The sequence below is a fragment of the Micromonospora sp. CPCC 205539 genome (assembly GCF_036906815.1).
Classification (GTDB): Bacteria; Actinomycetota; Actinomycetes; order Mycobacteriales; family Micromonosporaceae; genus Micromonospora.
Map to the genome: position 1 here is coordinate 249,930 of NZ_JBAKHW010000004.1, position 26,809 is coordinate 276,738.

The window sequence follows — 26,809 nt, forward strand, 5'->3', positions numbered from 1 at the left end:
GTGCCGTCCTCCAGGGGGATTTGTTTACTATCTCAATGACTGCTCGGGCAACTATAGCCATAGCAATATTCCCCGTGTCAAGTACTGTTAGGATGAGCGAGTGACCAACGTGTTCGACGACCCCCGGATCACCGCCGTGGGCCTGCTCGTCGAGGCGCACGCCGGGCTACAGGCCCGGTTCGCCGCTCAACTCGACGAGCAAGGCCTCACCGCGGTCGAGTTCGAGGTGCTCACCCGACTGGCCCGGTCGCCGGGCAACCAACTGCGGATGACGGATCTCGCCGCACAGACCTCCCTGTCCACCAGTGGGGTCACCCGAGTGGTGGACCGGATGGAGCGCGACGGCCTACTCACCCGTCGTGCCTGCCCGACCGACCGGCGCAGCTCGTACGCGGTCGTCACCACCGCCGGCATGCAGCGGTTGGACGAGACGCTACCGGGGCATCTGCGGATTATCGAGCAGTGGTTCACCGGCCAACTCGAGCCCGCCGCACTGGCGGCGCTGCTGGACGGCCTGCGCCGGGTACGCGACGCCGCGCACCCCGGTGCCACCGCTGGCAGCACCGACGAGTGCCACGAGGCCACCGACGACCACGCGGCCTAACCCTGACTGACTGCCCAACCCCCGGCGGCATCCGACCGGTTACCGACGGCCGATCCCGAGCAGTCGGGACCACCGGCAGAAAGACCGGCAGAACTGGCCATGCCACCCGGGCAAAACGCCTGTAACGGGCCTTCCACTACGACTGCGGTGGCAGGCTTCGTCCACCGGGGATTCACCGGGGGGTGACGGCGCGGGCGGACAGCGAGGGGTAGCACCAAGGGGGCTCTTCGCCCGCGCCACTTCCAACCCGCCCTCCGCGCTGCCGGCCCGCCGTGCCTAGCCCGCTGCCGCCCCGCCGTGCCTAGCCCGCTGCCGGCCGCCGTGCCTAGCCCGCTGCCGGCCCGTCCCTGGCTGCGGTCAGCGCGTACAGCAGCGCATCCTCCTCCGGCAGCAGGCGGACGCCGGTCTCCTGGCAGGCCCGGTCGAGCCGGTCCAGAACGGCCGGGTCCCCGGTGCTGGCGGCCAACCCGACCAGTGCCTCCACCACGTCCCGCCGGCTCTGACCGGCCTCGGCGGCAGCGGCGAACCACTCGGCCGCCAACTCCCGGTCACCCCGGTGCAGCGCCAGGTTCCCTTCGATCAACGCACAGATCCCCGCCCCCGGGCCGCCCCAGGCCAGCACCGTGCCGTCCGAACGCGGTCGCGGCGGCTCAGCCAGCTCCGCCCGTGGCCGCACCGGGGAGGCCACCGCCAGCTCGACGGCACTCGCGCGCAGCTCGGTCAGCACCTCGGTCGCCTCGTCACCGCGACCGTCCCGGGCGAGCGCCAGCCCGACCGTCCCGAGCACCCGCCGACGATGGCGCGGGTCGCCCAGCTCGGACAGGGCCGTCATCATCCGTCGCCCCTGGTCCACCGCATCGGCGTACCGGCCCTCGAGACGGGCGACCTCGGCTCGGTTCGCCCAGGCCAGCACCCGCAGCCGCTGTTCCCCGCACTCGGCGGCGAGCCGGTCCACCGCAGCCAACCGGCGGTGCGCCGCGGCCAGGTCGGCGGCCCGGATCTCGTGCCAGGCGAGGCTGTTCTGGGCCACCGCCATGTCCCGGATCCGGCCGTTACGGGCGGCCAGTCGCAGCACCGCCTCGGCGTGCTCGCGGGCCTCGGCGCGCCGGCCGACGCCGATCAGCAGCGCGTTCAGAACGATGCGCGCCTCGAGCTCCCCGGCGATGTCGTCGGCCTGCCGGAACGTCTCCAGCGCGAGCCACGCGGTCGGCAGCTCGTCGGCGCCTGCACCGTGCTCGGCGGCCAGCCGGGCCACCCCGAGAGCGGCCCAGCCGCGCAGCAGGGGTTCGGCATCGGCGGTCCGGGGATCGGCCAGCAACCGACGCAGCCACTGCCGGCCGCTGACGTCGCGCCCACGGAAGCGCCACCAACGGGTCAGGCAGGCCGCCAGGCGGAGCGCGGTCAGCGGGTCCGCGGTTGTCGCGTGGGCCAGCGCGGAACTGATGTCGCTGCTCACCTCGTCCAGCCGGTGCACCGCGTCGGGAAACCGGGGACCGAGCAGATCGCTGGCGGTCCGCGCCACCAGTCGGGCGATCACCACCGCGTGCTGGCGTCGGATCTGGGCCAGCTCGCCGCTCCCGGCCGCCTGCTCGCTGGCGAACTCGCGGACCGCGTCGAGGAGTCGGAACCGGAACGGCCCGGAGCCCCGCACGCTCAACAGGCCGAGTTCGACGAACCGGTCGAGCAGCGGAACGGGGTCGATCGCCACCGTGCCGTCCCGGTCGGCCTCAACACCGAGCAGGTCCTCGGCCAACTCCACCGACCAGCGGTTGCCGAACACGGCCAGCCGGCGCAGCGCGGCCCGCTCGTCCGACGCGAGCAGCTGGTAACTGGTCGCCACCGCGTCCCGCAGGGTGACCGCCTCCGCTGCCGGGGTGGCGGCCGCGCCAGTGGCACGGGAGGTGGCCTCCGCGCCAGCCGGGCGACGGGCCTCCGGCTTGTCCCACCCGCCATGGACCGCCGATTCGGCAGGGGTGGCCAGGTCGAGCACCCGGTCGCCGTACCGGTCGAGCAGCTCGGTGAGGTCGAGGATCCGGCCCCGGGCGGCCATCAGCTCGATGGCCAGGGGCAGCCCACCCAGCCGGCGGACCAGTGCGGCCAACGCCGGCAGCTCGTCCGCGGTCGGGGGCTCCCGACGGACCTGGGCCAGCCGGGCGGTGAACAGCGCCACCGCCGGCCACGAGTCGAGCGCCGCAGCCCCGCCCCGCTCGGCGCCCGCCGGCGGTACGTCGAGTGGCGCGACCGGCCAGACCCGCTCGCCGGGCAGCCCGACCGGGTGCCGCCCGGTGACCAGGACCCGCAGTGCGGGCAGCATGCCGGTCAGCCGGTGCAGCGCCTCGGCCACCGGGCCGGGGGCGCGCTCCACCGCGTCCATCACCAGCAGCGCCGGCCGGCCGGCGAACCGGGCGACGAGTTCCGGCACCCGGGCCGCGCCGAGCACGGCCGCCGAAGCCGCCAGCACATCCGGCCCGTCCGAGCCCTCGCCGACCAGCACCCCGGCCACGCCGGCCGGATGATGGTCGGCAGCCGCGTGCGCCACGGACAGCGCCAGCGCCGTCTTACCGACCCCGGCCAGCCCGACCAGGCTCACCACCCGAGGACCGCGCTCCTCGGTCAGCATCCCGGCCAGCTCGGCGACATCGCGGTCCCGGCCGATCAGCTCGACCGGCGGCGGGACGGCGACCAGCGGATCGGCCCGCTCGGCCGTCGGTGCGGCGGAGCCGGTGGAGGCGAGTGCCGCCGGGATGTCGTCCGGGTTTACCTCACCGCCGGTCGGGCCGCGTGCCGCGGCGAGGAACGCCGCCCGGGCGCCGCCGGTCAGCTCCAGCGCACCGGCGAGCAGCTCGACCGTGGTCCGCTGCGGGCGGACCGAACGACCGCGCTCCAGGTCGCGGACCGTCCGGACGCCGACGCCGGCCCGGGACGCCAGCTCGGTCTGGGTCAGGCCGGCGGCACGCCGGTGCGCGTGCAGCAACTGCGGCAGATTGGTCCGACCGGCCGGGCTCCGCGAGCGGCCGTGATCCGGAGTCATGGCCCGGAAGAGTACGGATCTACCCCGACCGTCGGCAGCCCAACGTCGGGCTGCCGACGCCGGCTCGCCGATTTCCGACAGCCGGACAGTCCCGGCCCGCCAAATCGGCACGAGCCCGCCGCAGTGGGGCCGCCGGCCCCCTCAGAGACCCAGGTCGCGGGCGATGATCATGCGCTGGACCTCGCTGGTGCCCTCGCCGATCTCCAGGATCTTGGAGTCTCGCCAGAACCGCGCCACCGGGTACTCGTTCATGAAGCCGTACCCGCCGTGGATCTGGGTGGCCTCCCGGGCGTTGTCCACCGCGATCGTGCTGGCGTGCAACTTGGCGATCGCCGCCTGCCGCTTGAACGGCTCGCCGGCCAGCATCCGCGCCGCGGCGTCGTAGTACGCCAGCCGGGCGGTGTGCGCCTTCAACTCCATGTCGGCGATCTTGAACTGGATCGCCTGGTTGGCGCCGATCGGCCGGCCGAAGGCCTCCCGCTCCTTCGCGTATTTGATCGACTCGTCGACGCAGCCCTGGGCGAGGCCCACGGCCAGCGCCGCGATGGCGATCCGACCCTCGTCGAGGATGCGCAGGAACTGGGCGAAACCTCGGCCTCGCTCGCCGAGCAGGTTGGCCGCCGGCACCCGGCAGTTGTCGAAGGTCAGCTCGTGGGTGTCCGAGGCGGTCCAGCCGACCTTCGAGTAACCCGGCGCCACGGTGAACCCCGGCGTGCCGGTGGGCACGATGATGGTCGACAGCTCCTTGGAGCCGTCCGGATTGGTGCCGGTGACCGCGGTGACGGTGACCAGGGTGGTGATGTCGGTTCCCGAGTTGGTGATGAAGGCCTTCGACCCGTTGATCACCCACTGGTCGCCCTCCAGCACGGCTCGCGTCTGGGTGCCGGCCGCGTCCGACCCGGTGCCCGGCTCGGTGAGCCCGAAGCCGGCCAACGCCTCCCCGCTGAGCAGCTTCGGCAGCCAGGTCGCCTTCTGCTCGTCGCTGCCGAAGCGGTAGATCGGCATCGCGCCGAGCGAGACCGCCGCCTCCAGGGTGATCGCCACGCTGGAGTCGACGCGGGCCAGCTCCTCCAGCGCGAGGCAGAGCGCGAAGTAGTCGCCGCCCATCCCGCCGTGCTCCTCGGCGAAGGGCAGGCCGAACAGGCCCATCTTGCCCATCTGCCGGATCACCTCGTAGGGGAAGGTGTGCTTCTCGTAGTGCTCGGCGATGACGGGAGCAACCACCTCGCGCGCGAAGTCCCGCACGCTCTCCCGCAGCGCCGTTTGCTCGTCGGTGAGCCGGAAGTCCATCTCATCCTCCTGTGTGGACGGGCCGCCGGGCGCTCGTGACGCCGGGACGGTTCGGGTCGGCGGCCGGCCGGTCGGACCGGCCACCGGGTCAGACCGGGGTGACGCCGTGCCGACGGCGAGAGAACTGCCGATCCTTGGTACGCGCGGCGGCGAACCGGCGGACCAGCTCGGTGCGCAGCTCGTGCGGCTCGACGATGGCGTCGATCACCAGCTCGCTGGCGAGCCGGACGATGTCGATGTCCCGCTCGTACTCGGCCCGTTTCGCGGCGACGAAGGCGGCCCGCTCGTCCGCGTCCGGAATGGCCGCGATCTTGTTGGCGTAGACCGCGTTCACCGCCGCCTCGGCGCCCATCACCGCGATCTTCGCGGTGGGCAGCGCGATAGTGGCGTCCGGCTCGAACCCGGGGCCGGCCATCGCGTAGAGGCCAGCGCCGTACGCCTTGCGGACGACCACACAGATCTTCGGTACGGTCGCCTCGGAGATCGCCGTGATCATCTTGGCGCCGTGCCGGATGATGCCCTGCTTCTCCACCACGCTGCCGACCATGAAGCCGGGTACGTCGCTGAGGAAGAGCAGTGGCACGTTGAACGCGTCGCAGAGCTGGACGAAGCGGGTCGCCTTGTCGGCCGAGTCGACGAAGAGCACGCCGCCCTTGAACATCGAGTTGTTGCCGACCACGCCGACGACCTGACCGTCGAGACGGCCGAAGCCGATGGTCAGCTCCTTGGCCCAGAGCGCCTGGATCTCGAAGAAGGAACCCTCGTCGAGCAGGCCCTTGACGTACCGCCGCATGTCGAACGCCTGCCGCTCGCTCGCCGGCACCAGCGCGGCCAGATCGACCTTCGCCGGCGCGGCGACCGCCTCGGCGGCGGGCGGCGCCTGCGTCCAGTTCGCCGGCAGGTACGACAGGTAGCGGCGCACCACGTCGAGCGCGTCGGCCTCGGTCTGGCAGAGGAAGTGCCCGACGCCGGATTCGGCGCAGTGCACCTTGGCCCCGCCCATCGCCTCCAGGGTGGTCTTCTCGCCGGTGACCATCTCGACCATCCGGTCGGAACCGAGATACATGCTGGCGTTGCCGTCGACCATGGCGACCACGTCACAGAACGCCGGGATGTACGCCCCACCGGCCGCGCTCGGGCCGAACAGCGCGCACACCTGCGGGATCGAGCCCGAGGCGCGGACCTGGTTCCAGAAGATCTTGCCGGCGCCGCGTCGGCCGGGGAAGAGGTCGACCTGGTCGGTGATCCGGGCACCGGCCGAGTCGACCAGGTAGACCATCGGCACGCTGGTGGAGTACGCCCGCTCGATGATCCGGATGATCTTCTCGACGGTACGCGCGCCCCAACTGCCGGCCTTGACCGTCGAGTCGTTGGCCATCAGGCAGACCGGCCGGCCGTCGATGGTGGCGGTGCCGGTGACCACGCCGTCGGCGGGCAGTCCTTCGGCCAGCGCGTTGGCGTAGAGCCCGTCCTCGACGAACGAGCCCTCGTCGACCAGGAGCGCGACCCGCTCACGAGCGAAGAGCTTGCCCTTGGCGGCGTTCGCCGCGTGGTACTTGTCCGCACCGCCGGCCTGGGCCCGCTTGCGCAGCTGCTCCAGCGCCTCACCGTCGAGCGTCACGCCGACTCCCTATTGCCGCCACCCCACGCCGGCCACCCTGCGAGCACGCCGACCAGCCTGAACGATCGTTAGGCTAACGCATCCGGGTGTGCTACGGCGACCCAACCGACGCAGGCCGGCGGGGGTGGCGGTCGACGGCGGTCAGGGTGCCTGGTCGGGCTGGCCGAGCTGCGCGACATGGGTGGGATCGAGAACCCGGGCGAGGAACGATCGGGTCCGTTCGTGCCTCGGTGCGCCGAGCACCTCCTGCGGCGGCCCCTGCTCCACCACCACGCCGCCGTCCATGAACACGACGCGGTCGGCGACGTCCCGGGCGAACGCCATCTCGTGGGTCACCACCATCATCGTCATGCCGTCCTCGGCCAGCTTGCGCATGACGGTGAGCACGTCACCGACCAGCTCCGGATCGAGCGCGGAGGTCGGCTCGTCGAAGAGCATCAGCCGAGGCTCCATCGACAGCGATCGGGCGATCGCCGCCCGCTGCTGCTGACCGCCGGAGAGCTGCGCGGGAAACGCCCCGGCCTTGTCGGTCAGGCCGACCCGCTCCAGATTGTCCCGCGCGATGCGTTCGGCGTCGGCACGACCGCGCCCCAGCACCCGGCGCTGGGCGATGGTGAGGTTGGCCAGCACGGTCAGGTGCGGAAAGAGGTTGAACGACTGGAAGACCATGCCGATACCGCGGCGTACGGCGTCGATCTCGACATCCGGGTCGGTCATCTCGACCCCGTTCACCCAGATCTTGCCGGCGGTCGGCTCCTCCAGCAGGTTGACGCACCGCAGCAACGTTGACTTGCCCGAACCGGACGGCCCGATGACGCAGACCACCTCGCCGTGCGCGACCTCGAAGTCGATGCCCTTGAGCACTTCGAGGGGCCCGAAGGACTTGTGCAGGTCGCGGATCTCGACGGCCGGCCGGGGTTGGGTACTCGTCATACGGGTCACCGAGCCTTGGCGTAGCGGAGTTCGAGGCGGCGTACCACCTGGGAGAGGGGCAGGGTGATGGCCAGGTAGGTGAGGCCGGCCACGAGCAGCGGCGTGGCGTTCACCCGGTCGTTCAGCATGTCCCGACCGAACTTGGTGACCTCGATGGTCTGCGCCGTCACGCCGAGCACGTAGGCCAGCGACGAGTCCTTGGTGAGCAGGATGAGCTCGTTCGTCAGCGGCGGGATCACGATCCGGAACGCCTGCGGGATGACGATGGTGCGCATCGCGGTGAAATGCGACATGCCGAGAGTGCGCGCCGCCTCCAACTGCCCCTTCGGCACGGCCTGGATGCCGGCCCGGATGGTCTCCGCCATGTACGCCGATGCGGTCAACCCGAGACCGATCGCGATCGAGCCGAACACGCCGCCCGGAATCTCCCGCTCCGGAAAGGCGATCGGGATGCCGTACCCCACGAGGAAGAGCACCAGCAGCGCGGGTAGACCCCGGAACAGCTCGATGTACGCCGTCGCCAGCCAACGGTACGGCGCCACCCGCGACAGCCGCATCAACGCGAGGATGGTGCCGAGCACGAGACCGAAGGCGAACGCACCCAGCGTGTAGAGGATCGTGTTCCGCAGGGCGACCGTGATGATCGTCGGGAACATCGACTTGATGATGTCGACGCGGAAGAACGCGGCACGAAGCCGGTCCCAGTCCGCGGCGTAGATCACCGCGACGATGATGACGACGAAGGCCAGGTACTGGAGCCAGAGGGACAGGCGCTCCCGCTGACGACGTCGCAGCTTCACGCGCTCGGCCGGCGGCCGATCCACTTCTCGTAGAGCTTGTCGTACGTGCCGTCCTGCCGGGCCTTGGCCAGCGCTTCGTTGATCTTCTTGAGCAGTTCGGGGTTGCCGTCCTTCTTCACCGAGATGCCGTACTGCTCGCCGGTGTTGAACTCGGCCGCGACCTCGAACCCGCCCGGGTTCTCCTTGATGTACTCGGCCCAGACCGGCAGGTCGTTGATGGCGGCCTCCACCTGGCCGTTGGCGAGGGCCTGCTGCTCGGCGGCGAGATCCTCGAACTCGACGAGCTGCAGGTTCTTTTCCTTCTCGAACTTGCGGGCGTAGTCACGGCCCGTGGTCGCCGCCTGGACGGCGACCTTCTTGCCCTTGAGGTCGTCGAGCGACTTGTACGGCTTACCGGTCTTGACCAACATCGCCTGCGTGGCATCGAAGTAGGGGTCGGAGAAGTTCATCACCTTCTGCCGCTCCTCGGTGATCGTCATGCCGGCGGCCGCCGCGTCGCACTTACCCGTGTTCAGGTCCTGGCCGGACTTGATCCCCTCGAACGGCGTGTCGACGATCGCCTGCTCGACGCCCAGGTCCTTGGCCACCAGATCGATGATGTCGACATCGAAGCCGACCACCTTGCCGCTGGAGTCCTTCGACTGGAACGGCGGGTACGGCAGGTGGGTGCAGACGGTCAAAGTGCCCGCCTTGATGAGCTTGACCCCGTTCGCCTGGACCTGACTCTCGTCCTTCTTGGCGCAGCCCGCGCTCAGAACGAGGGCACCGATCGCAACAACGAGGCCGGCCTTTCGGACCGGGTTATCAAAATTCACGGTTGTATCCCTCTCGTTTCCGCCGCATGACGGGCCACCAGCGCGGCAACAGGGGGACGGTACCTGATTCTCAGCGCCTTACCTAGATCCAAAAGTCCTAAGTGGATTTGTCCGGATCAGCAGAGTGCGAGGACTGTGCGATCCGCCGGTCGGGTGCCGCGGGGCGGGGGTGGAAGTCTGCATAACCGCAGCTCACGGTCGCGCAGAAATACCTGCCCATACCCCGCCAAAGGGTCGGCTGCACCGGCTCCCACCAGGGCATAGTTCGAAGTGGGCCGATATCAGCTCTATGCCCTTTTCCTGTCATGTCAAATCACCGAAATCGATGGATGGACAGGCGCGGAAGATCGTCGTTACGATGCCATGCAGTCAACGGAGACTTACCGATCTTGCCGACGGCACTACCGCAACGGCATGTTGAGAACTGCTCGGGAGAGGTGCCTCCGTGGTGTCCTCAGAAACACCTTGACCGTCTCCGGGACGGATCGCGCTGGCCGCGATCCCGCCGAAGTCGGCGCTCTTCTCACAGGGCCTGTCCGGCCGCGACCGGTCGACAAGACCGTCGTCGACCTCATCGACAACACCATCCGTCAACACCCGGACGCCACCGCGATCATCCATCCCACCGGCACCCTGTCCTACTCCGATGTGGACCGGCTGGCCGATGCGGTCACCGCCGATCTACTCGCCGTGGGCGCCGGGCGGGGCGACTTCGTCGCGCTCCTGCTCGACGACCGCGTCGGGCTCCTCGTCGCCATGCTCGGCACCATGCGGACGGGGGCGGCGTTCGTCCCGTTCGACCGCGCCTGGCCGGCTCAACGGCAGGTACGGATGCTCGACGGCCTCGGCCCGGTGGCGGTCGTCGGATCGCACCCACCGGACGGAGCACCGGCCGCACCCGTGGTCAGCGTACGGACGGATCCGGTCCCGGAGGGGTCGCGCCCGCCCGCCGCCGTCCGCCCTCGGCCGACGGACCCCATCTACGCGTTCTTCACCAGTGGCTCCACCGGCATGCCGAAGTGCGCGGTCAACCTGCACCACGGTCTGGTCAACCGCTTCCTGTCGATGACGGAACGGTTCGCCGCCGACGGCGGAGTCGTCCTGCAGAACTCGGCGCACACCTTCGACTCGTCGATCTGGCAACTGCTGTGGCCGCTGACCCGCGGTGCCACCGTCGTCATCCCGGACCGCACCGGCATCCTCGACTTCGACGCGACCCTGGCGCAGATCCACCGGCACGGAGTCACCATGACCGACTTCGTACCGAGCATCTTCGACCTGCTGGTCGAGCGTCTGCAGGCCCGACCCCAGGAACGGCACCTGGTGGCCTCGCTGCGTCAGGTCTTCATCGGTGGCGAGGCCGCGCAGCCGCACACCGTGCAGGCGTTCCGGCGGATGTTCGCCGAGGTCCGGCTGACCAACACCTACGGTCCGACGGAGGCGTCGATCGGGTCGGTGTTCCACGCCGTCGGCGACGACGACCGGCAGGTCATCCCGCTCGGTCTGCCCCTGCCCAACACGTCCGTACTGCTCCTGGACGAGCACGGCGACCCGACCCCGCGCGGCGAGATCGGGGAGATCCATCTCGCCGGTGTCTGTCTGGGCGCCGGCTACCACGGCGATGCCGAACGCACCCGGCAGGTCTTCGTGCCGAACCCGTACGACGACGTAGCCGGTGACCTGCTCTACCGCACCGGGGACTTCGGCTGGGTGCGCGAGGACGGGCTACTGATGTTCAGTGGCCGCCGGGACGCCCAGGTCCAGATCGCCGGCGTACGGGTGGACCTCGGCGAGATCGAGTACGCGCTCACCACGCTGCCCGGCGTACAACAGGTGAAGGCCGTCGTCGACGAGGCCGGCGCCACGGCGATGCTGGTCTGCTTCTACTCCGCGGACCGGGGGGTCACCGAGGCCGAGCTGCGCGACCACGCGCGGGCGGCCCTGCCCGGTGCGCTGGTGCCCAGCAGGTTCGTCCGTCTCGCCACCCTGCCGCTGCTCTCCAACGGCAAGGTCGACCAGGAACGACTCCGCCGCCGACTGGCCGGTGCCGCCCCGAAGGCCGCCGACAGCGAGGCGGTCTACCCGCCGGAGAGCATCGAGGCGCGGATCACCCAGATCTGGAGCCGGGTCCTTGGCTTCAGCGCGCACGACGACGACTTCTACGGCCTCGGGGGGACCTCGCTCGGCGCGGCCCGCCTCGCGGTGGAGTTCGAACGCACCTTCGGCGTACGGCTCGACGTGCGCGACCTGATCCGGGCCGCCACCGTACCGGCGCAGGCGGAGTTGGTCCGCCGCGGTCGACCCCTGCCACCGCCCGCCGTCGCGCCGAACGAGTTGGCCCGGGACCTGCGACTCGGTGACCTGGGCCGGGTCCGCGTTCGCCGGGTCGACGACCCGGGCGCGATCCTGCTGGTCGGCGCGACCGGCTTCATCGGCACGCACGTCCTCGCGGCCCTCGCCGCGCAGAGTGACCGGCCGGTCGTCTGCCTGGTCCGCGCCACCGACGACGAGGCTGCCCGGCGCCGGGTGACGTCGGCGCTGGCCGCCGCCGGCTACGGGGAGCTGTTCGGATGGTCCGCCCTCGCCGGTGACCTGGACCGACCACACCTCGGGTTGACCGCTGCCGACTGGCGACGGCTCGGTCGGCAGGTCGGCACGATCGTCGACGCCGGTGGCCGGGTCGACACCCTCCGCGACTACGCCGAGCTGCGGACCACGAACGTCCACGGCCTGCGCACCCTCATCCATCTCGCCGGCACCCACGTGCGCAAGCGGCTCATCTCGCTGTCGACGACCACGGTGCGCGACGCCCCCGGCACACCACTCGCCGAGTCGTTCCTGGCGCCCTGGTCGACGCTCCCCCCCGACGGCTACAGCCGGTCCAAGTGGGTCGGCGAGCAGCTGATCCGGGCAGCCGCCGAGCAGGGTGTTCCGGCCGCCGTCGTCCGGCTCGGGGAGGTCGCCGCCCACTCCTCGACCGGCCACGCCAACCCGCGGTCGTCGGTGACCATGATCCTGCGACTCTGCCTACGACTCGGTGTCCGGCCGCCGACGCGCCTGCACGTCGACTGGACACCGGTCGACCTGGTCGCCCGAATGGTGGCCGCGCTCACCGAACCGCGCCACCCGGTCGCGCCGAGCACCGTGCTGAACGTGGTGGCGCCCGCTTCGGTGCCCATCATCGACCTGCTGTCCCGACTGCGCGCCGGTGCGGGCGCACTGCCGGAGGTCCCGTACGACCGGTTTCTCGACCGGGCCGCCGACGTGGTCGGCGATGACGAGACGGCTCGCTGTCTCGCTGTTCTTCGGCCCCGCAGTGCCGCGGAGACCGACGCACTGACCGGGGTGCTCCACGACGCCCTGGTCGGCACCGACACCATCCGGGCCGCCCGGATGGCCCGGGAACTCGGCCTCGAATGGGGCACGAGCCGGGACAGGGAGATCGACACGATGATCGACCGTCTCACGAGGGCGGTCTCCCTGTCGGTGGATCGTCCGTATCTGTCCAGCGCGACAGTCCAGTGAACCGCGACCGACCGGTCCAGGAGACGCCATGAAGGTGAACCTCTACTACGCCCCGTTCCCCTCGCAGATCTTCCAGGGCGAGAGCGAGCCCATCAACACCGAGCGGCCACTCAACCCGAAGAGCGCGCTGACCACGATCGCCGCCGGGCTGCGGGCGTACGCACCGCACTTCGGTTACTCCTGCGACGTGGAGATCATCGACCTCCAGCTCGGCGGGCAGCGGGTGAAGTACAAGTCGCTGCCCTATGGCCCCCGGATCATGGACTGCTTCCGGTACGGCACACCGTTCGAGGAGGCCGACGAGAAGATCCGGTCGGCCGACGTGCACGGCATCACCTGCAACTTCACCAACAGCGCGCAGATCGTCGCCGACCTCGCGCAGCACATCAAGCAGGTCAACCCGAAGGCCCTCGTCGTGGTGGGTGGGGTCGACTGCACCGCCCGCCCGCAGTACTACCTCTCCCGGGGCGCCGACGTGGTGGTGCGCGGCGAGGGTGAGCTGACCTTCGCGCGGGTCATCGATGCCGTCAACCGCAAGCAGGACCTGGGGACGATCCCGAACATCTCCCTGCGCGGCCGGCTGATCCCCACCAAGGTCGACACGTCCGAGACCGTACCGATGGACTCGATCGAGCCAATGGCTCTGGACCTGATCCCCGACCTGTCGGTCTACACCGACACCGCCGAGGGCCCGCCCCCGGAGGGCGTGCAGGGCAGCTTCATCTGCTGGGAGACGTCCCGGGGCTGCGCGTGGCGGTGCTCGTTCTGCACGGCCCCGTCGCGGGGTGGTTACCGCTACATGAGCCTGCCGACGATCGAGAAACACCTCAAGACCTTCCAGGAGTACGGCATCAAGACGATCGTCTGGCAGGAGGACAACCCGCTGTCCCGGATCCAGCAGAACGGCGCCGGCCGTTACCTGTACGACTCCGGGCGCGAGGAGGTGCTCGCGATGTTCCACATGTTCCGCGACTACGGCTTCGCCTGGGAGTTCGCCAACGGCATCGAGTTCGGCAAGTTCATGCAGAACGGCAGCTTCGACCACGAACTCGCGGACGCCCTGCTCGGCAGCAAGATGGTCGACGGGCAGTGGACCGGCTGCTACCGGGTGCAGATCCCACTGGACAACATGAACGTCAAGAAGCGCCGGTTCCCCAAGCTGCTCGGCTTCGACGAGCAGGTGGACGTCCTGGCGACGATGCTCACCGACCACGGTGTCGGCCACCAGACGTACGACCTGTTCATCGGCTATCCCGAGCACGACCGCGAGGGCATCGACATGTTCACCGACTACTGCCTGCGGCTCAAGGAGGAGCTGACGGCGGTCGGGCAGGGCAAGTACAAGCCGTACTTCAACGTCTTCAACCTGTCGTTGCTGCCGGGCGCCCGGGACTGGACCACGCTGCACTCCCTGCTCCAGTTCGACATCGACGAGAACCCCGAGGTCATCGGGATCTTCCTGTCGGCCATCAACACCGAGCACTTCACCTACTGGGACATCTACCAGAAGCGTCTCGAGATGACGACCATGCTCAACGATCGCGAGATGCACCGTCTCTACGACGGCATCTACGCGGGCTGACGAGGAGGTTCCGGCCATGCGCGTCACCCTGTTGTACGCCCCGTACCCCGGGCAGTCGTTCCGCGACGAGGACACCACGATCAGCCCGGTACGCGTCCGCAACCCCAAGAGCGCTCTCGTCACGCTGGCCGCCGGCGCTCGCGCCTACCTGCGGGAATGGGGCGTCGACGCGGAGTTCAAAATCGTCGACACCCAGGTCGACGTCGGCGAACCTGAGCTGTACGCCTCCTTCCAGTACGGGCCACGCACGATCGACTGCCACCGCTACGGCGGCCCGTTCGAGGCGTACGCCGACGAGGCGCGCGGGGCCGACATCATCGGGATCTCCAACAACTTCACCAACTCCGCCCGGGTGGTGGCCGACTTCGCCAAGTTCCTCAAGCGGGTCAACCCGGATGCGCTGATCGTGGGTGGCGGGATGGACGTCACCGCCCGGCCGGACTGGTATCTGGCCAACGGCTTCGACGTGGTGATCCAACTCGAGGGTGAGCTCACCTTCGCCAAGCTGATCCAGTCCCGGGCGACCGGTCAGCCCATCGAGGGGATGGTGATGACCCGGCGGGTCGGCGACGGCCTGGTCATCATGGGCGGTGCCCAGCTCAACCTGGCCGATCTGCCGCCGATGGCCCTCGACCTGATCGACGACCTGTCGGTGTACGACGACACCGGCGAGGGGCAGCCGCCGCCGACCGTACGGGCGCCGTTCACGTGCTTCGAGACCTCGCGGGGCTGCTACCGGACCTGCTCGTTCTGCGCCACCCCGATGCGCGGGCACTACCGCTACATGAAGCCGGACGTGGTCCGGCGACACTTCGAGTACCTGCAGTCGATGGGGATCTCGAACATCCTCTTCCAGGAGGACAACACCCTGTCCCGGATCCAGCGGTCCGGACGAGGGAGCCTGCTGCACGACACCGGGCGGGAGGACACCCTGGAGATCTTCCGGATGGCCCGCGAGATGGGCTTCTCCTGGGAGTTCGCCAACGGCCTCGAGTTCGGCAAGTTCCTCGACCTGGGCGAGGTCGACCGGGAGCTGATGGAGACCCTCTTCTGGAACGACACCAGCGGTGACCGCTGGATCGGCTGCTACCGGGTGCAGATCCCCCTGGAGTACCTGGGTGACGAGCCCACCAAGAAGTTCAACAAGCTGCGACCGTTCCAGGAGCAGCTCCAGATCGTCACGTCCATGTTGGACCTGGGTGTGCGGTACCTGACGTTCAACATGTTGATCGGGCATGACGACGACGACCTGCCGATGATCGACATGTATCTGGACCGGTGCCTGCAGCTGAAGGCCCGGCTCAACGAGGCCAGCACCGAAGCCACGAACTACTTCAATGTCTTCAACCGGACATTGCTCCCGGGAACCGCGGACTTCCGCAAGAAGGCAGATCGACTATCGTTCGACATCGAGGAGACGCCGGAAGTGATCAGCGTCTACCTCTCACCCATGCCGTCCAACCATCTCTCGTACTACGAACTGTTCGAGCAACGACTACGTCTCACCGAGGCGTTGAACGGCTCGCTGATCGACCAGTACGACGGCATCTACCGGCCCGGATCCACGCAGAAGGAGTCCGTACCCGTTGTCTGAACTGGTGACTGATGTCGCTGGGTGAGGCCGTCGGGCGTTACGCCGATCTCTGGCGTACGCCCGGCGTACCCCGGGTGATGTTGCCCGCGATGCTCGCCCGGCTGCCGGTGGCCATCGAGCCTCTCGCCATCTTCCTGCACATCAGCGCCGAGACCGGTTCCTACACGGCCGGCGCGACCGCCCTCGGCGTGTTCTCGGCGGCATTGGCCGTCGCCTGGCCACTGCACGGCCGCCTCATCGACCGGCGCGGGCTGCGGGTCGTGCTGATGACGCTGGCGGTACTGCACTCGGTGGCTCTGGCCGTGTTCGTGGTCGCGGGCCGGGGCCCGGCGTGGCTGCTGGTGGCGTCGGTGGCACCCGTCGCGCTCACCATGGCGCCGATCGGCTCGACGGTCCGCGCGGCCTGGGCACTGATCCTCCCACCGGGGCCGACGTTGAACACCGCCAACGCCCTGGAAGCGGTGCTGATCGAGGTCTTCTTCGTGATCGGGCCGGCCCTGACCGGCCTGCTGACCGGTGTCTTCAGCGCGCTCACCACCACGCTGCTGGCCGGCGGCATGCTCGTGGTCGGCTCCCTCCTGTACGGCAGCGCACCGGCGATCTCGACGATGCGCCGGCAGCCCGACCACACCGAGGCGGCCCCGACCGAGGACACGAGCCACAACCGGCGGCCGTGGCGGATTCCCGGGGTCGTGGCGATCCTGGTGGCCGCCGGAGGAGCTGCCGCCGCGTTCGCCGTACTCGAGGTCACAGTGCCCGCGACCGTGTCGGCGCATGGTGACGCGGCGGCGACCGGCGTGGCGCTGCTGTCCCTGCCGCCGGCCGCCAGCGTCCTCGGCGGCCTGGTCTGGGGCGCCCGGTCGCACACCCGACAGCCGGTCAACCGCTACCTCGGGCTGCTGGCGGTGGGGTTCGTGTGCATGGTCCCGCTGGTCTTCGCCAGCTCGGTCGCGGTGCTCGCGGTGTGTCTGTTTTTGGCAGGACTGCCGTTGGCGGCGCTCAGTTCGGAAGAGTTCGGGCTGCTCGGCAGCCTGGTGCCGAAGACGGTGATCAACGAGTCGTTCGCCCTGGCAGCGACCATGATGGCCGTGGGCAGCGCGGCCGGGACGCTGGCGGCGGGCGCGGTCCTGGGCTGGCTCGGCAACACCGAGGCGCGGCTACTGTCTCCGGCGGCCGCCTTGATCGCATTCGTGGCCGTCTTGTCGATGCGGGCTACGCTGAGCAACGTCGATTCCCTGGCGAGTGCTGACGGCGGACGGTGAGGGGACACTCCGCCGGTGGGGCAGCGCCCGGGCGGGATCAGAGACAGCGGGGGGACGCGTGTCCGGAGACGGCGCGAGCGACTACTACGGTGTGCGCAGACTGGTGGTGACCGCGCAGGAGGCGCTGGCACGACGGTGGGCGGACGAAGCAGACGACACGGACCTCGTCGTCGTGGCCGACCCGGCGCGCGAGCACTGGGCGGCCCTGGAGGCGGCGGGCTTCCGGATCAAGCCACGGTGGGTGACCTGGGGGCGCCGCACCCCGGCCAGTGACGCGGACTTCCTGGCCGAGCTCTCCAAGGCCGAGCGGCGCAACTTCCGGGACGCGCTGCGGTACGTCGACTCCGACGGGCTGACGATCCAGGTGCACGACCGGCTGAGTCCGGAGTTGTTCACCGAGTTCCTCGCCGTCTACGACCAGCAGATCGCGGCGATGCCGCACGGTCTGCCGGCGGCGCACGCGGTGACCGCCACCGAGGCCGGGCTCGCCGACTTCTTCCTCGTCTCGGCCCGATCGGGTGACGGTCTGGTCGCCGGGGTCGTCTGCCGCGTCGCACCGCGCGACGAGGCGATGCGGGTGGCCTTCTCGGCCGCCCGGCCGCAGGCCCGCACCGGGATGATCAGCCGGGCGCTGTACCTGGCGGCGTTCGCCGAGACCCGGCGGCGCGGCATCCCCTGGGTCTCCCTCGGCACCGATCCCACCCTGTACGGCCACATCGCCCAGGCGGGTCTGCTCACGTTCAAGAGCCGGCTCGGGTTCGTTCCGGTGCCGCTGCACCACCTCGATCCCGACGACGACGGGTGCGACGAGGCAGAGCTCGTGCTGAGCACCCGACGGCTCAGCGAGCCCGCGCTGAGCCTCTGCTACGCCCGGCCGCCGGATCGGCTGGCCACCTGGGCGGATCCGCTACCGATGCGACTGGACGTGCTCAGTCCCGCCCAGGGTCTCGACCTGCGCCCGTACCGGGCACCCTTCGTGACCGAGACGGTCGTGGCCCCGCCGGGGGTGGCCCCGGGCAGGGTCGTCGTGATCGTCGACCCGTTCTCGACCGGTGCGCGCCTGGCCCCCGCGTTCGCCCAACGTGGCTGGCGTTCCGTCGCGGTCCTCACCGGCACCATCAACGATCGGTACGCTGCCGGCCTGCGCCGGGACGACTTCCTGACCGTGTTGACGGCGAAGGGCGACACCCCGGAGGCCGTCCGCACGGTCGCCGACCTGCTCGCACCGATGCGGCCCACCGAGGTGATCGCCGGGAGTGAGTGGGGCGTCAACCTGGCCGATGATCTCGCCGTCGAGCTGGGGCTGTCGGGCAACGCGAGCCTGGAGGATCGCCCCCGGCGGGAGAAGCCCGCGATGATGAGCGCGGTCGCCCGCGCGGGCCTGCGGGTGCCGGTCGGCGCGCAGGTCCGCGACGTCGACGAGCTCGACGACTGGCTGGCGGCGCACAGGGTGCTGCCGGTGGTGGTCAAGCCCGCGGCCAGTGCCGGCTCCGAAGGGGTGTACTTCTGCGCCGACGAGGCGCAGGCCCGGGCCGCGACAGCGAAGCTGCTCGGCGCGACGAACGCCATGGGCCAGCCCAACGACTCGTTGCTGGTGCAGGAGCAGTTGGTCGGCCAGCAGTACTTCGTCAACAGCGTGAGCCTCGACGGCCGGCACCACATCCACGAGATCTGGCGGGACGACCGGTTCTTCGTCGACGGCCGGCCGGTGTACGACCGGCAGGTCCTGCTCGACGGGACGGGTGAGGTCCAGGAGCTGCTGCGCTCGTTCGTCGAGGGGGTGCTGGACGCGCTCGGTGTGCGTACCGGCCCGGCCCACACCGAGTTGCTCGTCGACGCCCGGGGGCCGGTGCTGATCGAGTCCGGCGCGCGCCTCGAAGGCGGCGTCACCCCGGCCGGTCCTGAGCGGGCGACCGGGGAGAGTCAGCTGTCCTTGACCGTCGAGCGGTACACCGTCCCGGACCGCTTCGCCCAGCGGATCGGCGCCGATTACCGGCGGCAGCGGGCCATGATGGTCGTCTGCCTGGTCGCGCCGTACGACGGTGTGGTCGCCGAGGGCGCGGCCGAACGCCTGGCCGAGATTTCCTCGGTCTTCTGCGGGTCGGCACTGGATCTGGTGCCCGGCACCCCGGTGCACCGGACCGTGGACCTGTTCACCTCACCCGGCCATCTCTACCTCGTCGCCGACGATCCGGGTCTTTTGGAGGAGGGCTATCAGCGGGTCCGCGCCCTCGAACGAGACGGCCTGTACGAGTACAGGTAAGGGGTAGATCTTCGTTGAGTCAGCGATATCCTGATCGCTGATCTCCTGAATGAGGATTCGATGGATGAGTTCACCTACCGCGACGGTGCTCTGTGGTGCGAAGGAGTGCCGCTGACCTCGGTAGCAGAACGGTTCGGCACACCCACGTACGTCTACTCGGCGAGCACCCTGATCGACCACTACCGCCGATTCGCGAAAGCCTTTGACGCGATCAACCCGCTGGTCTGCTTCTCGGCGAAGTCGCTGGGCAACGTGCACCTGCTCCGGCTGCTCGGCGGCGAGGGCGCCGGCATCGACGCGGTGAGCGGCGGTGAACTGCACCGCGCGATGGTCGCGGGGATCGACCCCGAGCGGACGGTGCTGGCCGGCGTGGGCAAATCCGCCGACGAGCTTCGGGAGGCCGTCCGCCGCAACATCCGTTGCATCAACGTCGAGTCCGAGGCCGAGGTCGAGCTGCTGTCCCGGATCGCCCGCGAGGAGGGCGTCCGGCCACGGTTGGCGATCCGGGTCAACCCCGACGTCGCTCCGGACCAGCGCACCCCGGCCCGCACGACCACCGGCACCCGGGGCGGCAAGTTCGGCGTGGACATCGAGCGCGCCGGTGCACTCTTCGAACGCGCGGCGGCCGACGAGGCGCTGCGCATCGAAGGCTTCCACATCCACCTCGGCAGCCCGATCTTCGACCCGCAGGTATACGCCGTCGCCCTGGACCGCCTGCTCACCCTCGTGGCGCGTCTCGAGGACGCCGGGCACCGCATCACGACCCTCAACCTCGGCGGCGGTTTCCCCGCCGAGTACATCGACCGCACCGCCCCGAGCTGGGACGACTTCGCCGAGGTGATCGTGCACCGGCTCACCGCGTTCGCCCGGCAGGGCGGCCAGGTGATCTTCGAGCCGGGCCGCACCATCGCCGCCAACGCCGGCATCCTGCTCAGCACGGTCCGCTACCTCAAGCAGGCCGGTGACCAGCAGCTCGTCGTCATCGACGCGGGCATGACGCACATCGCCCGCGCGGCCATGTACGACAGCTACCACTTCATGTGGCCGGTGCAGCCCCCCGCGGAGGCGATACCGGCCTCGCGAGACGTGTCGGGCCTCGAGGGCCTGACGGCGTACGACGTGGTGGGCCCGATCTGCGAGTCCAGCGACTATCTCGCCCGGGCCCGGTCGTTGCCGGCGCTCAAGGCCGGCGATCACTTCGCGATCTTCACGGCCGGTGCCTACGGCATGACGATGACCAGCAACTACAACAGCCAGCTGCGGCCCGCCGAGGTGCTGATCCATGGCGACCGGATCACGTTGATCCGGCGGCGGGAGACATACGCCGACCTGGTGGCTCTGGAGCTGTTCGACGGCGGCCACGACCAGGACGGCTGATGGGCGGCGACGTGTCGGTCACCGCCCTGCGCTCGGTCACCGAGATCGGCGAGGCGGTGTGGAACGGTCTCGCCGAGGGCGACGGCTTCTACCTCGGATACCCCTGGATGGCCTGGGCCGAGACCGACCCGTCGTTCGTCACGACCTACCTGGTCGCCCGGGACTCCTCCGGCACCGCCCTGGCGGCGGTGGCGACCTACCTCTGGGGCGGCGCGAGCGTGCCGTCGATGAACCTGGCGTACAGCCCGAGCCACATCGCCGAGGAGAATCTCGGGCGGCCACTGTCGCCCGAGGAGCACGAGGCATTCCTACCCGCGTTGCTGGTGGGCTCACGGGCCGGCTATCACGGCGCGGTCGCGATCTCCGCCGACCTCACCGGTGACGGGCGGGACGCGGTGCTGACCGCGCTGTTCACCGAGGTGGAGGCCCTCGCCGCACGGCTCGGCGCGGCCAGCGTCGCCCTGCTCTACACCCCCACGGAGAACGTCGCCGGTTACCGGGCGGCCTGGGACCGGGCGAGCCGCCCTAACGGTCGCGGTCCGGTGCCGGCGCCGCTCTCCGCGGAGGCGGTGTTGCCGGCGCCGGGAGGCGCGACGTCCGACGCGGCGGCCGAGGCCGCGCAACGGCGCGAGTGGCGGCGCGAACGACGGCGGTACGACGCCACCGTGGACCGGGTGGAGACGGTCCGGTTGTCCGAGTGTGTGGACGTGATCGGGCCACTGCTCGGCGCGACCCAGCGCAAGTACGGCGGCCCGGACACGGACGCCGACATGGTTCGTTACTTCGCGTCCCAGGTGCCGGCGCTGGACGCGTACAGCCATGTGCTCCTCGAGTACGCGGGCGATGCGGTGGTGGGGTTCAGCCTCACCTACCTGTGGCCCGACGGGGTCTACGTCCGCGCCGCCGGGTTCGACGCGTTGGCAGCCCCGTACTCGTACTTCAACCTGACCATGTACCGCCCCCGTGACCTGGCGGCGGAGCGCGGGCTGAGCGCCGTACACCTCGGGGCCGGCACCTACGGCGCCAAGCGCGCCCGGGGCGCCGAGCCGCGGTGGACGGCGGGTCTGGTCCGACCGCCGGCGGGCGTCTCCGACGAACTCGCGAACGCGTTCGCGGTGGCCGGCTCCGATTACGGACAGGCGGTGCAGACCTGGGGCGACGTCGTCGCCACCCCCTCGCCACCAGAAAGGTGATCCATGCGCTACCGCAGGTTCGGCCGGTTGGACTGGCAGATCAGTGAGATCTCGTACGGCATGTGGGGGGTCGGCGGTGGCCTCCACGGTTGGACCGGTGTCGAGGACGACGAGAAGTTCGCCGCCCTCCAGCGGGCCGTCGACCTGGGTTGCAACCTCTTCGACACGGCCTGGGTGTACGGGCGCGGGCACAGCGAGCAGGTGCTGGGTGACCTGGTGCGGGCCAACCCGGGCACCCGGCTGTACGTGGCCACGAAGGTGCCACCGAAGGACATGCGCTGGCCGTCGACCCGTGAGTCCACCCTCGATGACGTCTTCCCGCCCGACCACATCGAGGAGTACGTCCACAAGAGCCTCGACAATCTCGGCCTGGAGTCGATCGACCTGCTGCAGTTGCACGTCTGGGAGGACTCCTGGACCGACGACGCGCGCTGGCAACGGACGCTCACCGGGTTGAAGGACCAGGGCCTGATCGGCGGGATCGGCATCTCGGTCAACCGCTGGGAGGCGTGGAACGGCGTACGGGCGATCAAGACCGGCCTGATCGACGCCGTCCAGGTCATCTACAACATCTTCGACCAGGATCCCGAGGACGAGTTGTTTCCGGTGGCGGCCGAGCACGACGTGGCGGTCATCGCCCGGGTTCCGTTCGACGAGGGGACCCTGACCGGCACGTTGAGCCTCGAGTCGACCTGGCCGGAGGGCGACTGGCGAAACTCGTACTTCGTGCCGGAAAATCTTGCCGCGAGCGTCGCCCGGGCGCAGGCCCTGAGCAAGGATCTGCCCCCCGGGATGCCGATGCCGGAGGCGGCGCTGCGTTTCATCCTGGCGGACCCGCGGGTCTCCACCACCATCCCCGGCATGCGGCGGATCGCGCACGTCGAGCGCAACATCGCCGTGAGCGACGGGCAGCCACTGGCCCCGGCCCTGCTGGCGTCCCTGCGGCAACACCGCTGGTCGCGTCAGCCGACCTGGTGGTCGCAGTAGCTGCCGTCCGGCGACGCCGGCCCGGTCCGGCAGGCGAGAGGGTGGATGACCAGCCGATCCCGGATTAAACATTGAATTTGGTCGATGTCTATGGATAGGCTTCTGGCACCCCCCTCAGATTGGAGTCAGCGATGACCTCACGACTCAGTCGACTCGTGGTCGCGATGGTCGCGACCGCAGGTGCCACCCTCGGCGTCACGGTCGCCAACCCCTCGCCCGCGTCCGCCGCCATGACCATCTGCTACAACACCAGCCAGGCGGGTGCCTACGCCGGCACCGCCAACCAGGCCGCCTCCATCTGGAACAACGCCACCTCGAACCTGACCCTCAGCGCGAACTGCGGCTCCAACCTCCGGATCTACCAGATCACCGGCGGCGGTTCGTACGCCGTCCGCACCAGCCTCGGCAACGGCCGGGTCTACATCGACACCCAGCAGGCCGCGCAGTACAGCCCGCTCCGGATCATGACCCACGAGATCGGGCACATCCTCGGCCTTCCGGACAACTACAACGGGAACTGCGCGCTCCTGATGTCCGGCGGTAGCGCCGGCACCGGCTGCACCAACCCGTACCCGAGCACCGCCGAGGCGAACCGGGTCACCAACCTCTTCGCCGGCACCCGGGTCAGCACGGACAGCACCGGTGCGCAGATCTTCCGCGACAGCTGGCCGGCCACGCTCGCCCCGGTGAGCTGACCGACCGCGTACGTCGGAGGGGCCGGCCGGTGCCGGCCCCTCCCGCGCGTCTACCGACGGGTCAGGCGGGTACGGGGACCGGCGCGCAGCACGCCGGACGGAAGCTTCTTGGCGAGCAGCCCCTCGGCCAGTTCGGCGGCCTCGATCAGCGCGTCGAGGTCGATGCCAGTGTCGATGCCCATGTCGTGCAGCATGTGCACGGCTTCCTCGGTGGCCAGGTTGCCGCTGGCGCCCGGCGCGTACGGGCAGCCGCCCAGGCCGCCGACGCTGGCGTCGAACTCGGTGATCCCCAGCTCCAGTGCGGTCAGCAGATTGGCCAGCGCCGTACCCCGGGTGTTGTGGAAGTGCAGCAGCACCGGGATGTGCGCGTTGCGGTCGCGTACCGCGGTCACCAGCTCGCGGACCCGACGCGGGGTGCCCATGCCGGTGGTGTCGCCGAACGCCACCCGGTCTGCGCCGTCCCGGACCACCCGGTCGACGATGCCGGCCACCCGCTTCGGGTCGATGTCCCCCTCGTACGGGCAGCCGAAGCTCGTCGCCACGATCACCTCGGCTCGGGCGCCGGCACCGTGCAGCAGATCGATCAGCTCGGCGATGTCGTCCAGCGACTCGTCGATGGACCGGTTGACGTTGTTCCGGTTGTGCGCGTCACTGGCGGAGACCACCACCTCGATCTCGGTGAACCCGGCCGCGAGGGCCCGCTGGGCGCCCCGGGTGTTGGGCACGAGGGCCGAGTAGCGCACGCCGTCGGCCTTCGCGGCCCGCTGCCACACCTCGTCCGCGTCGGCCATCTGCGGGATCGCCTTCGGATGCACGAACGACACCGCCTCGATCCGCCGCACTCCGGTGCCGGAGAGCGCGTCGAGCAGCCGCACCTTCGAATCGGTCGAGATCGGGTCCTCGTTCTGGAGCCCGTCGCGCGGCCCAACTTCGCGGATGGAGACGAAATCTGGCAGGTCCGCCATAAGGGGTCACCTCACTGTGACGTCTTGCTGTGCTGGGGGTCTGCGGTGCTGAGACAACGGTAGCGGCTGGTGCTGGCGTAAGGAGGGGGCCGCCGCCCCCTCCCCCCTCCCCCCGGCGCAACGCCGCCGCGCTGCGTCGATCTTGCAGTTTCGGTCGCCGAAATGCGTGAACTGCCCTCTTCGTCGAGGCAGCAAATGCAAGATCGCGGGAGGAAGTAGCCCGGCCGCGTCAGCGCATGCGGCCGACGATGCCTGTGTCGTACGCGCCGCTCAGGAACTCCTCGTTCTCCAGCAGCTCGGTGAAGAAGGGGACGTTGTTCTTCGGGCCCTCGATCTGGAAGGCCGCGACCGCGATGCGCGCGCGCTCCAGCACCTCGTCGCGGGTGGCGCCGCTGATGATCAGCTTGGCCAACAGACTGTCGTAGAACGGGGTGACCGTGTTGCCCCCGGTGTAGCCGGAGTCCACCCGGACGCCCTCGCCCGTCGGCTCCACCCAGGTCCTGATCACGCCGGGGCCGGGGAGGAAGCGCTTCGGGTCCTCCGCGTTGATCCGCATCTCGATGGCGTGGCCACGCGGGACCAACACGTCCGGGTCGAACGTCGGCGCCAGCCCGGACGCCACCCGCAGCTGCTCCTCGACCAGATCGATCCCGTAGACGTACTCGGTCACCGGGTGCTCGACCTGGAGCCGGGTGTTCATCTCGAGAAAGAAGAAGTCACCGGAGGCGGGGTCGAGCAGGCATTCCACCGTGCCCGCGTTGCGGTAGCCGACCGCCTCGCCGGCCCGCACCGCCGCGGCCAGGAGACGCTCCCGCAGCTCCGGCGAGACCGCCGGGGACGGGGACTCCTCGACCAGCTTCTGGTTACGTCGCTGCACCGAGCACTCCCGCTCGCCGAGCGCCACCACCCGGCCGTCGGCCAGGCCGAGGATCTGCACCTCGACGTGCCGCACCCGGGGGAAGTACCGCTCGATCAACACCGAGCCGTCGCCGAACATCCGCTCGGCGAACGCGCGCACCTTGTCGTACTCGGTGCGCAGCGCGGCCTCGTCGACGGCGACGCCCATGCCCATGCCACCACCACCGGCCGCGGCCTTGACCATCACCGGGTAACCGATCTCGGCGGCGGCCGTCACCGCCGCGTCCAGGTCGGCGGCCGGGTCGGTGGTGCCGGGCGCGACCGGGACGCCGGCCGCCGCCATCAGGTTCCGGGCGTTGATCTTGTCACCCATCGCGGTGATCGCGCCCGCGTCGGGTCCGACCCAGATCAGGCCGCTCGCCTCGACGGTACGGGCGAACTCGGCATTCTCCGACAGGAAGCCGTACCCGGGGTGGATGGCCTGCGCGGCGGTCGACTTCGCGGCGGCGAGGATCGCCTCGGTGTTGCGGTAGCTCTGCGCCGGGTTCGGTGGGCCGATGAGGACGGCCTCGTCCGCCTCCGCGACGAACGGCAGGTCGGCATCGGCCTCCGAGTACACCGCGATCGCGCGGATGCCGAGCCGCTTGGCGGTGCGGATGATCCGACGGGCGATCTCGCCTCGGTTGGCGACCAGCAGTGACTCGATCATGTTTCCTCCCGGCGTCCGGATGGTGGGACGGTGTCAGGGAATCATGACCGACGTGCTTCTGACGAGTCGGCTCAGGCGAGCAGCGCGGCCAGGGTCGCGTCGCGCAGCAGCTCGGCGCGGCGGCGGCGGTCCACCTCGCCGCCGAGGAACGGCGTCGAGTTCATCAGGCCGAACGCGGCGTGCGCGAGCACCCGGGCCTCGCTGGCGGGCATGCCGGGGTGCAGTGCGGTGAGCACGGTCACCCACTCCTCGACGTAGAGCCGTTGCAGGCGGCGGATCTGGCGACGCGGCTCGTCCGGCAGGCGGTCCAATTCGTGCAGGTGCAGCGCGATCACCGCCGGGTTGGCCAGCGCGAACTCGACGTGGAAGTCGATCAGCGACTCCAGTACGCCGCGCGGATCGTCCGGGTGCCCGGCGGACCGCTCCCGACCGCCGGCCAGCAGCCCGTCGCTGACCGGGATCAGCGCGGCGGCCAGCATCGCCTCCTTGCCGGCGAAGTGGTGATAGAGCGCCGGACCGGTGACGCCCGCAGCCGCGCCGATGTCGTCCATCGACACGCCGTGGTAGCCGCGGGCGGCGAACAGACCGACCGCGATCTCCAGGATCTCGTCCTTGCGGGACCGGCGCCGACCCGCTCCCGCCGCACCCCGCGCCTGCTGCTCCACCGTCACCGGGCAAGCGTAGACCGCGAACTGGCCGCAGTGG

The 26,809-nt window shown here is 70.1% G+C and carries 19 protein-coding genes; 10 read left to right on the forward strand and 9 right to left on the reverse strand.

Annotated features, from left to right (window positions below; translation table 11 throughout):
* Positions 1-100 precede the first annotated feature (100 nt).
* Positions 101-604 carry a MarR family winged helix-turn-helix transcriptional regulator gene (locus tag V6V47_RS05525; protein ID WP_334626866.1) on the forward strand — a complete coding sequence of 168 codons (504 nt, stop codon included), beginning with the start codon at positions 101-103 and terminating at the stop codon, positions 602-604.
* Positions 605-929: 325 nt separating this feature from the next.
* Here V6V47_RS05525 and V6V47_RS05530 read toward each other — a convergent pair whose 3' ends face one another.
* From V6V47_RS05530 to V6V47_RS05555, 6 genes are all read right to left on the reverse strand, one after another.
* Entirely contained in the window at positions 930-3,635 is a 2,706-nt protein-coding gene (locus V6V47_RS05530) for an ATP-binding protein (RefSeq protein WP_334626867.1), read from the reverse strand.
* 141 nt (positions 3,636-3,776) lie between these two features.
* Complete coding sequence (locus tag V6V47_RS05535; protein WP_334626868.1) at positions 3,777-4,925, reverse strand: acyl-CoA dehydrogenase family protein; 1,149 nt, start codon at positions 4,923-4,925, stop codon at positions 3,777-3,779.
* An 88-nt stretch (positions 4,926-5,013) separates the two neighbouring features.
* A complete protein-coding gene (locus tag V6V47_RS05540) occupies positions 5,014-6,546 on the reverse strand; it encodes an acyl-CoA carboxylase subunit beta (RefSeq protein ID WP_334626869.1) in 1,533 nt (510 codons plus the stop codon).
* Between the two features lie 141 nt (positions 6,547-6,687).
* Entirely contained in the window at positions 6,688-7,479 is a 792-nt protein-coding gene (locus V6V47_RS05545; RefSeq protein ID WP_334626870.1) for an amino acid ABC transporter ATP-binding protein, read from the reverse strand.
* 5 nt (positions 7,480-7,484) lie between these two features.
* Positions 7,485-8,279 (reverse strand): amino acid ABC transporter permease, encoded by a 795-nt coding sequence (locus V6V47_RS05550; RefSeq protein WP_334626871.1) that lies wholly within the window; start codon positions 8,277-8,279, stop codon positions 7,485-7,487.
* A complete protein-coding gene (locus V6V47_RS05555; RefSeq protein WP_334626872.1) occupies positions 8,276-9,094 on the reverse strand; it encodes a basic amino acid ABC transporter substrate-binding protein in 819 nt (272 codons plus the stop codon). Before V6V47_RS05555 ends, V6V47_RS05550 begins: the two co-directional genes overlap by 4 nt.
* A gap of 465 nt (positions 9,095-9,559) precedes the next feature.
* Here V6V47_RS05555 and V6V47_RS05560 point away from each other — a divergent pair, with 465 nt between their 5' ends.
* The 9 genes from V6V47_RS05560 to V6V47_RS05600 all read left to right on the forward strand — a co-directional run bounded on the left by V6V47_RS05560 (position 9,560) and on the right by V6V47_RS05600 (position 23,572).
* Positions 9,560-12,619 carry a non-ribosomal peptide synthetase gene (locus tag V6V47_RS05560; protein ID WP_334626873.1) on the forward strand — a complete coding sequence of 1,020 codons (3,060 nt, stop codon included), beginning with the start codon at positions 9,560-9,562 and terminating at the stop codon, positions 12,617-12,619.
* A gap of 28 nt (positions 12,620-12,647) precedes the next feature.
* Positions 12,648-14,201: a B12-binding domain-containing radical SAM protein gene (locus V6V47_RS05565; RefSeq protein ID WP_334626874.1), complete on the forward strand. Its 1,554-nt coding sequence runs from the start codon at positions 12,648-12,650 to the stop codon at positions 14,199-14,201.
* 16 nt (positions 14,202-14,217) lie between these two features.
* Positions 14,218-15,795, forward strand: a complete 1,578-nt coding sequence (locus V6V47_RS05570) for a B12-binding domain-containing radical SAM protein (RefSeq protein WP_334626875.1) — start codon at positions 14,218-14,220, stop codon at positions 15,793-15,795.
* An 11-nt stretch (positions 15,796-15,806) separates the two neighbouring features.
* Positions 15,807-17,057 (forward strand): MFS transporter, encoded by a 1,251-nt coding sequence (locus V6V47_RS05575; protein ID WP_334626876.1) that lies wholly within the window; start codon positions 15,807-15,809, stop codon positions 17,055-17,057.
* Positions 17,058-17,115: 58 nt separating this feature from the next.
* Positions 17,116-19,320, forward strand: coding sequence for an ATP-grasp domain-containing protein (locus V6V47_RS05580; RefSeq protein ID WP_334626877.1), 2,205 nt, complete (start codon positions 17,116-17,118; stop codon positions 19,318-19,320).
* A 60-nt stretch (positions 19,321-19,380) separates the two neighbouring features.
* Positions 19,381-20,697, forward strand: a complete 1,317-nt coding sequence (lysA, locus tag V6V47_RS05585; protein WP_334626878.1) for a diaminopimelate decarboxylase — start codon at positions 19,381-19,383, stop codon at positions 20,695-20,697.
* Positions 20,697-21,890: a GNAT family N-acetyltransferase gene (locus V6V47_RS05590; RefSeq protein ID WP_334626879.1), complete on the forward strand. Its 1,194-nt coding sequence runs from the start codon at positions 20,697-20,699 to the stop codon at positions 21,888-21,890. Before lysA ends, V6V47_RS05590 begins: the two co-directional genes overlap by 1 nt.
* A 3-nt stretch (positions 21,891-21,893) precedes the next feature.
* On the forward strand, positions 21,894-22,877 hold the full coding sequence (locus V6V47_RS05595; protein ID WP_334626880.1) for an aldo/keto reductase: 984 nt from the start codon (positions 21,894-21,896) through the stop codon (positions 22,875-22,877).
* A 131-nt stretch (positions 22,878-23,008) separates the two neighbouring features.
* Entirely contained in the window at positions 23,009-23,572 is a 564-nt protein-coding gene (locus V6V47_RS05600; protein ID WP_334626881.1) for a snapalysin family zinc-dependent metalloprotease, read from the forward strand.
* A gap of 50 nt (positions 23,573-23,622) precedes the next feature.
* Here V6V47_RS05600 and V6V47_RS05605 read toward each other — a convergent pair whose 3' ends face one another.
* The 3 genes from V6V47_RS05605 to V6V47_RS05615 form a co-directional block, all read right to left on the reverse strand.
* Positions 23,623-24,537: a hydroxymethylglutaryl-CoA lyase gene (locus V6V47_RS05605; protein WP_334626882.1), complete on the reverse strand. Its 915-nt coding sequence runs from the start codon at positions 24,535-24,537 to the stop codon at positions 23,623-23,625.
* 229 nt (positions 24,538-24,766) lie between these two features.
* Entirely contained in the window at positions 24,767-26,104 is a 1,338-nt protein-coding gene (locus V6V47_RS05610; RefSeq protein WP_334626883.1) for an acetyl-CoA carboxylase biotin carboxylase subunit, read from the reverse strand.
* Between the two features lie 71 nt (positions 26,105-26,175).
* Entirely contained in the window at positions 26,176-26,775 is a 600-nt protein-coding gene (locus V6V47_RS05615) for a TetR/AcrR family transcriptional regulator (RefSeq protein WP_334626884.1), read from the reverse strand.
* Positions 26,776-26,809: the final 34 nt, after the last annotated feature.